Source organism: Komagataeibacter sp. NFXK3, from assembly GCF_054182245.1.
The window spans coordinates 1-12,492 of record NZ_JAPIVJ010000029.1 but is presented as its reverse complement, the minus strand read 5'-3'; the positions used below and the strand labels follow the sequence as shown (position 1 = coordinate 12,492).

Below are 12,492 nucleotides of genomic sequence, written 5' to 3'. Positions count from 1 at the left end.
ACGACCAGAGCAGGCGGCTGCGTGGCCATGAACTGCATAAACTGCTGACGACGCAGCTTTTTGCGAAACATCACCTCGCCCGCACGCGAAGCTCCATGAACCTGGAAAATGTTCTTTGCCAGATCAACGCCTATCACTGTATCCTTCATCTGCCGTCCTTTCGCGCAGTCGTTTCTTCCAACGACCATTCTGGCACATTGCGATGCCGTGCGGGGAGGACGGCAACCACCCCATCTCACACTTGAGGCAATTTCAGGTCATTTTGTAGAATTCAGTCATCCCACAGGAGCCCGATCTGGAATATTGACGATATTCTGCTTCTGGCGGCGGGTTCTGAACGCAGTGAGGGTGTCACGGCCTGAGAAGGCAGTGTTGGTGGAAGCTATGTGGTCTGTGCACTGTCTGTTTCTTCAGATGGCCTGCCGGAGCCTTCGCAATCGTGCATGAGCGAGGGCGAATTCATGCTGACAGGGGAACATGTCCGGCATGGACAGGACAATCCGACGGACGCTGAGCGTTACACGTGTCGCGATTTTGAGCAGTCGTGCGCGTATGGTGCCACAGGTCGCCGTCTCCAGGCTGGTCTGGCCAAGGGCCAGTCTTTGCAGAGCGGTCAGCAGGACATAGGCTGCGGCCGAGAACCACAGCCGGAGCTGGTTGGCCCGGATGGTGTGGGACGAGGTCCTGTCTGAGAACAGATCCATCTGGCATTCCTTGATGCGGTTTTCCATATCCCCGCGTGCGCAGTAAATCTGTTCGTAGAGATGGCGGGGGTCGGACATTCCCTGCGGTAGCGTGGTGACAATAAAGCGATGATAGCGGTTGCCGTGGCGCCATTCGGCCTTGGCCACCACCCGCCTGCGGCGCGTCCAGCTGTCCTTTGTGATCCAGTCAAAGGAGGCGAAACCGCGCGCCGCTCTGCCTGTCGTGGCGGCTTCGTCACGAACCTCAGCGGACAAAGAGGCAATCCGGTCATACAGGCGGGTGTTGCCTGCAAGCCCCAACAGGAAGTCAACGTGGTTGTCTTCGCACCATGTCATCAGAGTGTCCCGGGCGAAACCGCTGTCCCCACGCACCAGGATACGCACCCGGGGCCAGCGGCTCCTGATCTGCTCCACGATCCGGCGGATGTCTGCCAGTGCTTCCTTCCCCGGGTCCCTGTCTGCCGTGCGCAGGGTAGCGCTGAGGAGATGGTCCCCGCAGAAGATGTATAACGGCAGATAGCAGTTATGGCCGTAATATCCATGAAAGGCCCGGCCTTCCTGATGGCCATGGATACGGTCATCGGTGGCATCCACATCCAGAACGATCCGGGCGGGTGCGCGCTCATGCTGGTCCATGAAGAGCGTCACGAACAGGGTAGCCAGGGCATCATGATCAGCAATGATGCGGCAGTAACGGTCTGCCTTGTGGCCACTGCGCTCCAGCCGGTTCAGTGTGGATTTTCCGGCCAGTGCCGCACAGGTGGCCCGACCTCCTGACAGACGGCCCGAGGCCAGACCAAAGATCTGGTCATGCCGCAGGGCATCGTGATCATTGAGATCTTCATAGCCCAGTGCCAGGCCCATGATCCGCTGACGGACAAGGTCTTCAACCCGGTATTCCACAAAGCCGGGATGCCGCTTATCGCGAAAACAGGCAGCAAAGCGGCGGCTGAGACCCAGAATGTCATCAGCCTGCTTCACCAGAATGACGCCCCCATCCGAACTCATGCGACCCCCGTCAAAACGGGCCACAACACGCCGTCCACAGGAGGCTGGAAACTCATACGCGCCTGCGCTACACTCTGTCTGCATCGGGTTTTCTTGATGATTATGGAAATTTCTTTTGTGCAAAACAGACTTTTTCATAATCTAACCCGATGTACAACCCTTCCGTGAGATTTCCGCGTCGATCAGAGGCGTGTCCGTTTTCGTACCGGCATGGGACGCATGGGCCAGAAAACGCGGCGGTGTCCCGATGACCGTGATCTGTTCAGTATTGAGGGAGCCAACTGGTCCATTTGGTGCAGCGGCTCCCCCCACCCGCACGGGCCCCAGAGTAATGGGAGCTGCCGCAGGCGCAAGCGTGATACTGTTCGTCCCTGTCTGGCGGAAGGTAACACCGGTGCCGGACAGAAGATGTGCGAGTGCGGTCATGGGGTCATAATCCCCACTGACACCTGGCGAGACGATGCCGGATTCAATGGAGGAGGTATAGACCACCTGCACGCCGGTTCTACGTGAAAAATTCTGCAATGCAGCTCCCAACGGCTGTCGCGCGATGTCAAGGTGCATGACACCTGCCCTGCCCGCCTGTGCCTGCTGTGCCAGCGCAGATGGCCCACCAAAAGTTGAAAGCGCAGTGCCCAGCGCCAATGCCATGGGGATTGTAATGCGACGTCCCGCCGGAGCGATATGCGACAAGTGAAAATCCTTCATGAAAACGACAGACACGAATGCAAATGAGAGTCGTTATTACCCCTTACATTCCTATGACGTTTCCACGGGCGGCCTGCCTAACCCCCTTCGTGTTTTTTTTCAGCCACTCCGCCGCACCAGCACGATATTGCCGGGCAAATGATACAATCTGAGATGTGTTCCGGCCGCCAGCGCACCCAGCGCATCGTCGGGTCTGCGCACATCCACCAATGCCGTGACAGGAGGCAGGTCATCCAGATGGTCCACGACCAGCGTCATGCCCGACCGGTACCGGGCGATGGTTGAAACCGCCATATGCACGGGCACCGCCGTCAGCATAAGTTGCCCGTCCCGCCATGACGCCACCGTGTCCACAGCCACATCCCCCTGCCGGGTGATCTGGCCTGTGCCCTGCCACACCGCGCGCTGCCCTGCCGTCAGGGTGATGGACTGTCCCCCCTCACGCGTGGAGACACGCACCATCCCGCTTTCCACGGTCGTCTCGATCTTACCATCCGCATGGGGATCGATTTCAAACGCGGTGCCGATGTCCTCCGTCACGCTGCCTGCGGCCTCAACCCGAAAGGGACGGGTCGGGTCATGGCGCACGTCAAACCATGCGCGACCGCGCAGCAGTTCAATCGTGCGCGTTCTCACCCCGTAATGCACCGCGACGGCGGCATCGGCATCCAGTACAGTCCGTGTGCCATCCGCCAGCGTGAAGGCGCGTATTTCATGCCCGGTCCAGTGATCGGCATGCAGCCGCATCCATAGGTCAGGACCAACCAGAAAAGCAGCCAGACAGGCAGCCGCAGCCAGTCCCGACGCGGCAAGGACGCAACACCTGCGCCTCCGTCGCATTACGGACTGCCGTACGACAGGCAGCCGCGGGGCAAGATGGTCCCCGATCCGGTCAAGGCTACGCCATAATTTCAGTTCGTGCTGAAAGACCGCATGATGATGCACATCCGCAACCCAGCGCCTGTAGGCCGCCATTTCGGGTTCGGTAATATCACCCGACGCCAGCCGGGCGATCCAGTGCCGGGCTTCCTGAGTCGTTATGCGATCAGATGGTGCGCTGGAACCAGTCATATCTGCTTTCGGAAGGGTTTATGGCCGACCTGGCAGGACAGGGACATTCCGAAGCCCCACATTCCCTTATCCCTGACGGGAAACATCCTGACTGTTACGCGCATCTCCCAACAGGGTGATTGCACGCTTTATATGCTTTTCGACAGTCGTGCGCGAAACCCCCAGCATGACCGCCACCTCACGTAACGGCACGTCTTTCATGCGGTTCAGCCAGAAAATGGTGCGCGTCGGTTCCGGCAAGCGTTCGGCGGCGGCCATGACGCGCTCCAGTTCCTCGCGCGCCAGAAACGCCTGTTCCACATCCGGCGTGCTTTCATCTCCATACAGGATCAACCGCGCTTCAGCCTGCAGGCGCTCGATACGGGCATCAGCACGCCCCTGATCGACCGCCAGATTGGACGCAAGGCGGTACAGATAGGCCCGTCCATTATGGATTGGCGGATTGTCACCCACACGCTGGATACGCAGCCAGAGCGTCTGCAGCAGATCTTCTGCTGCCATGGTCCGACTCATTTTCTGGAACAGGCGGGTCAATGCATTACGTTCGGCCGCGAAGACATTATTCAGTATGAAAAGGTTGTTCGACATGACGCCCGTATCCCTTCGGCCGGATGTTCATGATCCTGACCGCCCGTCTTCCTGGTGTTCCGCCAGACTCATCTCATGAGGATAAGTTGCGAACAGTTATTATCTTCTATCTATCGGAGCCTCCACTTTCAGACAAGTGATGCTGGCCTGCTCATGATTTTCTGTTCGAATGGATATCCTTCCTGGCCGAGGAGATCTGGTCTGAAATCTGATTCACGGACGTGGACTTGTAACGGTTTTGTGCCGGTCCTTCGAGCATTTTAAGCTCATATCAGGAGACCGACGAGACCATGAAGCATACGGAAGATTTCAAGCGCGAGGCCGTGAGGATCGCGTTGAGCAGTGGGCTGTCACGCACGCGCATTGCGGCCGACCTTGGTATTGGCAAATCTACTCTGGGTAAATGGATAGTGGAGTACCGTCCGACCGGGCCGACATCCGAGCCTCAGGGTGACCTGGCCCGCGAAAATGAACGTCTTCGTCTGGAGAACCGGATTCTGCGGGAGGAGAGGGAAATCCTAAAAAAAGCTATCCAGTTCTTCGCGAGCCAAAAGCCATGAGGTTCGCCTTCATCCACGGACATCGGCATGAATGGCCAATCGAGAGGCTGTGCCAGGTCTTGCGGGTCTCGGCACGGGGTTACCGGGCCTGGACATCCCGACCGGCCTGTCAGCGCCAGCGTACCGATCTGAAGGTACTGGCGCATATCCGTGAACATTATGCCCTGAGCAACGGCTCCTACGGACGGCCGCGCATGACCATGGAGCTTAGGGAAGCCGGGCTTGATGTCGGGGAACGTCGTATTGGCCGCCTCATGAAGGACAACGGGATCCGGCCCGTGCGCACCCGTCGCCACAAGGTGACGACCGACAGCCACCGTCAGTCTGACATTGCGGCCAACCTTCTGGACGGTGATTTCCTTTCTGATGGACCCAACCGGAAATGGGCAGGAGATATCAGTTATATCTGGACTGCCGAGGGCTGGCTCTACCTCGCTGTCGTCATCGATCTGTTCAGTCGTCGTGTGATCGGGTGGGCCGTAAGCGACCGGATGAAAAAGGATCTGGCAATCCGTGCCCTGGATATGGCGGTGCGGCTGCGTGACCCGGCGCCCGGCTGCATTTTCCACTCCGATCGTGGCAGCCAGTATGGCTCCTATGATTTCCAGAAAAAGCTGCTGGCCCATGGACTGCTGGCTTCAATGTCCGGAAAAGGAAACTGTTTCGACAACGCTGCTGTCGAAACATTTTTCAAAAGCCTGAAGGCGGAATGGCTCTGGAGACAGAACTGGCCAACCCGCCGTCAGGCTACTGCCGCCATCTTCCAGTATATCAATGGTTTCTACAATCCACGTCGACGCCATTCATATCTGGGCGGCATCAGCCCCCTCGCTTTCGAAGCAAGAGTGGCATAATCACTGCCTGACCGGCACAAAACCGTCACAACTCCAATCCCGTGATGCTCAGAAACATACCTCACAGTATACCGTTTGTCGGAACTTTGCGCTAAATGAAGAATGACCTTAAGGCATAATCCGTGTGCTGGGTAAGTCGCATCAGTGCAGTTCACCGCTTTCCGCGATGGTATCCAGTCGATCACGAACCTTCATCCAAAATATTGCACTATCGAGAAGATTAGCATCGAGGCATCGGTAAATATGATGCACTGATCGTTGTCTAGCTTTTTCTAAAGTGGTTTCCCTCAACATAGCAGCCACCATAGCAGATACTTTCATCTTACATTCCAAACCTTCCTTAAGTTAAGATATAGGAAAATGGTCCTCTGGAATATATACAAAGGATCACATTCCCCGATGCCCCGTGCATAAACGGGTCTATATTTATTTGTTAGGAAACGAGCATGGACGAGGAACTGAATCGGCGCATATCTGTCACCGCAGAGATGGTTGCTGCATATGTGTCGAAAAATACGATTGATCCTGAAAAACTGCCTTATCTGATTACAAGCGTATTCCAGTCATTGTCTCCGAAAGCGGAGCCTGTTTCAGAGCTGCCGACCCCAGCGGTCCCTATTAAGCGGTCTGTATTTCCCGATTACATTATCTGCCTTGAGGACGGAAAAAAACTGAAGATGCTCAAGCGTCACCTCAGTGTTGCCTATGGCATGACGCCGGAACAGTATCGGGCAAAATGGGGCCTGCCTGTGGAATACCCAATGGTCGCGCCTAACTATGCCAATCGCCGCTCAGAACTGGCGCGAGAGATGGGATTGGGACGAGAGATTACCGCAACCCACGAGCCAAAGATCGCTAAACGTGGCCGTAGAAGAAAGGGGGCTTAACAGCCCCCTCCCCTAGAGGGTGTGTTATGCACCTTGCATGAGTATAGCAGCATTTCTCATGCAAGAAGCGCGCGAACGCTATTATCTAAAATTTTGCTTCCGTTTTCTGTGTCGTACCCATCTTGCCGTATCAATAACAAAATGCGGAATTATGTTCCGTACGAATATTTCTGCTCTCTGCATGGTCGATTGTCTGCTGTTGGATAGATAGATCGTGCTTTGTTCCGTCCTGTCAGCTTTTATTTTGGGTGCCGTGTAAAAATATGTAATGAGTGTCCGCCGCAGATATCCTGTTCGCGCGGCCTGGGGGTGTCCATGCCATGAATCAGGCGACTGGAGCATGAGAACGCTGCGCCCGAACCGGGGAACAATTTTTCTGACAGGCCGGGTTGGATTTTTCTGCCACAGTTCCAGTTGGCCGCCATATTCCGGCTTCCAGTCATGATTGAGGTAAGTCAGCAAAGCCAGGCGATTTTCCAGACACGTATGGGGGTGATAACGAAAATCGGTATGGACCTGAAAATGTCCCTGCCCCGCGACTTCATGCATGCCCCCCCCATAAAAATAAGGATCGGGAAGCAGATTCGTGATTCCTGTCAATCTGGTCAGTAGCCGGAGGAACGGTGCACCGTTCACAATATCAAAATACCGTTGTATTGCTGCAGGCATGACGGATTTTGTGCTGGTCGAACGCTTTGACTGAAGCTGGTTCTGGAATACATTTATATTGTTTACGTGATCGAGATTAAAAGCCTGCAACGCTTCGTTCAGCAGGGAATCACAGAACATTCCGTCCATGACCAGATGTGGAAATGGCTTGGCTGTCTTGAACTCCTGCGCAAGACTGTTCAGCCGGGAAGTGTCGGACCGGTCCATTCTTTTTAACAGGGGTACGTACGACATCTGCTATCCTAATAATAGTCTTGCCAGGTGCGGTAGGATATTGGGATGTTTTTAGTAAATCCGGTCTACTGTGCAGATAGGAAAAGTTCAGAAGGGGCTTCGATTCTGTATCTGTGATGATGCGACTACGTATTTATGATGCACTGTTCCAATATGGCACCATGCCTCGCCATATTCGGCAGGAATGGCGCCCTTGCCGGCCAAGGTATTCAGCATGTTTTCCAGTTCCGGGAGGAGAAGGGCATGATCCTGCAGGGAGGCCATCAGTGGCTCCTTGTACGGGAGCAGGAAATGGCCCGTCACGGGAACGGGGGTTCCGTCCTGTGTCGGTAATGGATCATTTATGGTGGTGCTGACGGCTTCTGCCAGTTTCAGGAAACTTTGCAGGAAATCATTATTATAGGCAAAATTTCCAGCCCCGCCCTGCGACCGGATTTCTTTTTCGGAAGAAGGCGTATTGATCCACGCGATGTAATGTTTCGCATGTAAAGTATGCAACCCGTCTGCGCTGGCAAATATGTGGTCAATCTCCACACGTTCGTCTGTACCAAATGGCAAGATAATGCCATGTAGTACAGGTAGGCCACTTGCCACAAGCATCTGCGTAACGGGATCATCCGCGGCAGGCTGTCCGCATAGTTGCTGCCACAGGGCGGCATCTCCGCCTGCAGGGAAATCGGGATTGCGGTGCGCACGTGTCATGTCCGGTCCTGCAACAGATAAAGCTCCGAATCCGATAAGAAAGCTTTTATTGTAAAGAATTGGTAACCGGGGGGCGGCTCCCCTTCGTCACGCCATTATTCATGTCCGTCTCATGCAGCATCATGCCGGCTGCCAGGCTGTGAGCACCCGGTATCGGGGCGCGCCTTCAGCCATGCTTCAAGATCCTGCACATCCAGGGGCCTGGAAAAGAAATATCCCTGTATCACGTCGCAGTTGATCTGCCGGAGCAGGTCAAGCTGCGCCTGCGTTTCCACGCCTTCCGCCACCACGGTCATGCCCAGGCTCCGCCCGATACGGATGATGGCCGTGACCACAGAGTGAACCTTGCCCGTCGGTTCAAAGCCATCCATGAAGCTTCGGTCAATCTTGAGTTCGTTAAGTGGCAGGTTTGCAAGGTTCGACAGGCTGGAAAAACCGGTTCCGAAGTCATCCATGGAAAGCCCGATGCCCATGGCCCGGATCGCCTGAGCGGCGATGAGGGTCTGATCGTAATTTTCTATCATCGCACTTTCCGTCAGTTCGATGGTCAGGCGCCGTGGGGGAATGCCGCTTTCGTGCAGGATCTCGCCAATCAGGCGTGGCAGGTCGGGATTTCTGAAATGCAGCGCGGATATGTTGACCGATACGACCGGAACGTCCACCCCTGCCTGCATCCATAGGGCCATCTGTCGACAGGCCGCCCGCAGTGACCACAGCCCGATTGCCTCGATCTGTCCGGTTTCTTCCGCCAGGGGGATAAAACGGCCCGGTGATATCATGCCCAGGGCTGGATCGGTCCATCGCGCCAGGGCTTCCACCCCTTCCAGCCGGCCGGTCGCGGCATGGACCTGCGGCTGGTATACCAGATAGAGCTGGTCCGTCCTGATCGCCTCCTTCAGCGCGTTGGCCAGCAGGATCTGGTCCGCCGCCTGCCGGTTCATTTCCTCGCTGAAGAAACGATAGCAGTTACGGTCGGCATTCTTCGCCTGCGACAGCGCCGTTTCTGCCTGCTGCATGAGTATTTCCGTCTCCCGCCGGCCGCCGTCATTATCCGCAATGCCGATACTGGCCGTAACGGTAACGGGAACCTCGTCAATCACGACCGGCTCCGCTACGGCATTCATGACGGAATCGGCCAGTGCCGTGGCCCGTTCCACCCCGCCGGTCGTGATCAGGGTAAATTCGTCTCCCCCGCTGCGGGCCAGCAGGTCGTCACTGGAAATAAGACCGGATAGCCGCCGGGCCAACGCAGCCAGCAGCATGTTGCCTGCCGGGCGTCCCAGTCCGTTATTGATGGCCCGGAACCGATCCAGGTTTATGATCAGGGCCAGTAGGTTTTCATGCCGCGCGCGCGCCGCCCGCTGCCTGATACCGTGCCGCAGCCCGGTCCGGTTGGGCAGGCCCGTCAGGGTGTCATACTGCGTAAGCCGCGCGATATCCTCACGCGAGCGCTGCTGTTCGATGGCAAGCGCGCACAGGTGCAGGCAGGCATCGGCAATCCGCCGGTGCCATCTGCCCGGTGCGCGCTTGGCACGGAAATAGAAAGCCAGGCTGCCGCCTACCCGGCCGTCACGCAGCAGGATCGGCACCGACCAACAGGCCATGAGGCCATGCGGGACGACAAACTGCCAGAACCCCTTCCATTTCGGATCGGCTTCAATGTCTGGTGTAACCACTTCCCTGCCGGTGAACAGTGCCGTGCCGCATGACCCGACCTCGGGGCCTATCTGCAGGTCAGCACAGACTTCGGCAATCTGTGCGGGCAGCCGTGCGCGCGCTACGGGGTGCATGCGTCGTTCATCATCCACGACCACGATCTGTGTTACGACATCCGGGGCGATACGTTCAATCTGGCGGCACATCAAGGCGAGGATTTCGTTGAAGGACAGGTTGCTGGTCAGTGCCCCCATCATATCCTTCTGCAGCGCCTTTATCTGCTCGCTGCCCGTAATGTCATTCAGCACCACGATCACTTTGTGCAGTTCCTCATAGGGGCTGCATAAGGGCGTTACGGTTGCCAGAAGCCAGATGTCCTGACCTGTGTCGGTGCGGGAATGAATTTCCAGTTCAAAGGGCCGACAGCGCTGCAGACGACGGCGAAAGGCCTGTAATGTTGCAATATCGCCCTGCTGCCCGGACAGAAAGGCCGAGAAATCAGCCCCTTCCATACCCTCGGCACCGATGCCCGAAAACCGGGCCGCCGCTGCATTGGCATAGGTAATGCGGCACTGGCTGTCCAGTATCAGGATGCCGCATGCATTGCGTTGTACGATGGTGGCATACTGCAGGTCCTGTTCACGTCGGGACAGATCCCGTGTCACGTCGCGCAGGGAAATAACAAACACCTGCTGTCCCGCCCCCTCGGCCCGTGCCACGGACATCTCGGCAGAAAACGCCGTGCCGTCATGCCGCAGCAAGGTCAGGTGGTGGTGATTTTCCGTAGGGGAACGACAGACCTTACCCCCGGACACGCCGGATGGGCATAGCGCAACATTCGTCAGGTTCTCACCAAAGGTACAGGGCAGGATGTCTGTCCCGGTGGGAAAGAGAATATCGAGTTTCCGGCCGACCAGTCCGGGCATGGGGCCACCCCAGATACGGGCCGCGTTATCATTGGCAAAGATGATTGTGTTATCATTGCTGACAAGCAGGATACCCGTATCAATGCTTTCCAGCAGTTTGTCCGGAATGGGATAGGTCTGTCGTTCGCCCATTAGTCTGGTCTGCCTGTCTGTTGTGTTCTGGTGGGTAAATGGATGACGACGCCGTTCTCAGGGGTCTGTGTCCGGTAGCGTTTGAGAAAAAGCGGGAACGTGTCTGTCCCTTCTCCCCCCTGCTGCCAGTTTTCAGGACGGGACAGCCCGTAGGGGTCCCCATCACAGCGCACGACCGCCCATGCCGCGCAGTCCCGTTCCGCCCCACATCCCGCAAGCAGTCCGACCAGCGTGATGCGGGTATCGGAATCATAGGATGCCGTCAGGGTCTCGTTGCCGCGGAATATCAGGCTGAATGGCGCGGCGCGGTCCGAACTGCCAAATGTGATGTCGATCAGGATAAGGCCGGCTTCGGAATGCTTGGGTCCGAAAATGATTTCTCCCCCCGCCGGATCAATAATCAGGTGCAGCCACAGAACCTGAAAGGGGCCAAAACTGTCGATTTCCAGCGTTCCCCCCTGCAGGACATATTCCCAACTGCTCCACCGGGCCAGATCTGTCAGGTTCGTGCGGACCCAGGCTCGTGACCCTATGACGAAGCGATAGGAAGACAGGTCCGACCTGCGTGAAAGGGGAAGTGATCTGTTTACAACCTCAATCACGTTGTTCCAGTTGAAAAAGCCGTTTCTGACCGCGGTCTCGTCCGCGCGGACCACAAGGGAGCAGCCATTGTCCGTTGCCATCTTCATATGTATCGCCTGTCTCAAAAATACTCGCACCAGCAAGGAAGTTTCGGGGTTTCTGACCACTGGCTATTGGGCCAAAATATGAAATATTTGTGGCGTGGCCTTTCTGCCCGATGTGAAACCGCATGATGGTGGAGGTGATGAGGACGTAACGGAATTTATTGTTGCATAAGACCCGTCATTTGAAAACCAAAAAAATGCTGGCCATGCGTTCGCGCAATCGTCTATAAAACAAAGCTAATGTGCCAATATAAACGAATAATATGATGCTGATCGGGTACGCGCGCGAAAATGCGGAAGAAGCGACGCTTCTCCAACAGGTAGAAGCGCTCCGAAAGGCGGGTTGTAACAAAATATATGAGGAAAAAGTTCCTACATTGAGCCGGGACTGGCCCATTCTGGGGGACGTCCTGACAGAACTTTCTTCTGATGATACTTTGGTTGTCTATTCTCTGGACCGTCTTGCCTGGTCAACGCCCCACCTGCTGGAGGTGGCTGATCGACTGCGTGAAAAAGGAGCAGGGCTGCGTTCCCTTTGTGAACCCTGGGCCGATACCACCGTTCCCTATGGGAAAATGATTCTTGGTGTTTTTGCCGGCATTGCTGAATTTGAACGCGCATTAAGCCGCAACCTCACGGAAACGGGTCGAAAACGGGCCAAGGAACGGGGCGTCCATCTTGGTCGGCCAGCCAAGCTCAGCGCAGAGCAGATTGCGACGATCCGGAAGCTTGTCCGTGACGAGAACCTCTCCATTTCAGAAGTCGCAGCCCGTTTTGGCGTGCATAAAGCCACCATCTATCGAGCAGTTACCAATAACAAGTAAGAATTGTTTACGCTGACCCTGCATGTCACACCAGCCAGTCGATATGATCGCGCCGAGGTGGGACGTCTTGCTGCCGCCATTCAGAACGCGACGGGCGAAAGCGTTGAACCTTCATGCTTAGAAATGCCGCTATACTCATTCAAGGTGCATAACACCCTCTAGTGTCCTGATCGAGAAGTTTATATGATTATCCTGATGGCAGGGGTAATCGAATGGGACGTGTAGCGGTTGCGATTGAACTGACGGCATTGGAGCGTCAGGAACTGGAATCTCTGGCAAGGGC

Annotated in this window: 12 protein-coding genes and 1 pseudogene; 4 read left to right on the top strand and 9 right to left on the bottom strand. The window is 56.1% G+C overall.

All coding sequences use genetic code 11. From position 1 onward, the window contains the following. Positions 1–410 precede the first annotated feature (410 nt). From OQZ28_RS16210 to OQZ28_RS16195, 4 genes are all read right to left on the bottom strand, one after another. On the bottom strand, positions 411–1,796 hold the full coding sequence (locus OQZ28_RS16210; RefSeq protein ID WP_217420494.1) for an IS1380-like element IS1380A family transposase: 1,386 nt from the start codon (positions 1,794–1,796) through the stop codon (positions 411–413). Positions 1,797–1,853: 57 nt separating this feature from the next. Next, positions 1,854–2,276 (bottom strand): hypothetical protein, encoded by a 423-nt coding sequence (locus OQZ28_RS16205; RefSeq protein WP_458136634.1) that lies wholly within the window; start codon positions 2,274–2,276, stop codon positions 1,854–1,856. Positions 2,277–2,519: 243 nt separating this feature from the next. Beyond that, positions 2,520–3,491, bottom strand: a complete 972-nt coding sequence (locus tag OQZ28_RS16200) for a FecR family protein (protein WP_082267055.1) — start codon at positions 3,489–3,491, stop codon at positions 2,520–2,522. Positions 3,492–3,557: 66 nt separating this feature from the next. Next, positions 3,558–4,079, bottom strand: coding sequence for an RNA polymerase sigma factor (locus OQZ28_RS16195; protein WP_053323819.1), 522 nt, complete (start codon positions 4,077–4,079; stop codon positions 3,558–3,560). Positions 4,080–4,369: 290 nt separating this feature from the next. Between OQZ28_RS16195 and OQZ28_RS16190 the strand changes: the two genes are divergently transcribed. After that, a protein-coding gene (locus OQZ28_RS16190; protein ID WP_162838768.1) for an IS3 family transposase occupies positions 4,370–5,493 on the top strand; the annotation gives its coding sequence in 2 pieces (ribosomal slippage) (positions 4,370–4,598 and positions 4,598–5,493; 1,125 coding nt in all). A 141-nt stretch (positions 5,494–5,634) separates the two neighbouring features. Here OQZ28_RS16190 and OQZ28_RS16185 read toward each other — a convergent pair. After that, positions 5,635–5,814, bottom strand: coding sequence for a hypothetical protein (locus tag OQZ28_RS16185; protein ID WP_176644054.1), 180 nt, complete (start codon positions 5,812–5,814; stop codon positions 5,635–5,637). Between the two features lie 125 nt (positions 5,815–5,939). Here OQZ28_RS16185 and OQZ28_RS16180 point away from each other — a divergent pair, with 125 nt between their 5' ends. Beyond that, a complete protein-coding gene (locus OQZ28_RS16180) occupies positions 5,940–6,380 on the top strand; it encodes a Ros/MucR family transcriptional regulator (protein WP_053323822.1) in 441 nt (146 codons plus the stop codon). A gap of 81 nt (positions 6,381–6,461) precedes the next feature. On the opposite strand, the gene OQZ28_RS16175 is transcribed toward OQZ28_RS16180, so the two are convergent. The 4 genes from OQZ28_RS16175 to OQZ28_RS16160 all read right to left on the bottom strand — a co-directional run bounded on the left by OQZ28_RS16175 (position 6,462) and on the right by OQZ28_RS16160 (position 11,418). Then, positions 6,462–7,283 carry a 2OG-Fe(II) oxygenase gene (locus OQZ28_RS16175; RefSeq protein ID WP_010517535.1) on the bottom strand — a complete coding sequence of 274 codons (822 nt, stop codon included), beginning with the start codon at positions 7,281–7,283 and terminating at the stop codon, positions 6,462–6,464. 87 nt (positions 7,284–7,370) lie between these two features. Next, positions 7,371–7,985 (bottom strand): hypothetical protein, encoded by a 615-nt coding sequence (locus tag OQZ28_RS16170; RefSeq protein WP_420605126.1) that lies wholly within the window; start codon positions 7,983–7,985, stop codon positions 7,371–7,373. Positions 7,986–8,095: 110 nt separating this feature from the next. After that, positions 8,096–10,699 carry an EAL domain-containing protein gene (locus tag OQZ28_RS16165; protein WP_176644053.1) on the bottom strand — a complete coding sequence of 868 codons (2,604 nt, stop codon included), beginning with the start codon at positions 10,697–10,699 and terminating at the stop codon, positions 8,096–8,098. Next, complete coding sequence (locus OQZ28_RS16160) at positions 10,699–11,418, bottom strand: hypothetical protein (RefSeq protein ID WP_458136635.1); 720 nt, start codon at positions 11,416–11,418, stop codon at positions 10,699–10,701. The genes OQZ28_RS16165 and OQZ28_RS16160 overlap by 1 nt, the downstream gene beginning before the upstream one ends. 230 nt (positions 11,419–11,648) lie before the next feature. Here OQZ28_RS16160 and OQZ28_RS16155 point away from each other — a divergent pair, with 230 nt between their 5' ends. Both OQZ28_RS16155 and OQZ28_RS16150 read left to right on the top strand, forming a co-directional pair. After that, positions 11,649–12,209, top strand: a complete 561-nt coding sequence (locus OQZ28_RS16155) for a recombinase family protein (RefSeq protein WP_010517544.1) — start codon at positions 11,649–11,651, stop codon at positions 12,207–12,209. A gap of 12 nt (positions 12,210–12,221) precedes the next feature. Next, positions 12,222–12,317: pseudogene (locus OQZ28_RS16150) on the top strand (IS5/IS1182 family transposase); the annotation flags it as partial. Positions 12,318–12,492 lie beyond the last annotated feature (175 nt).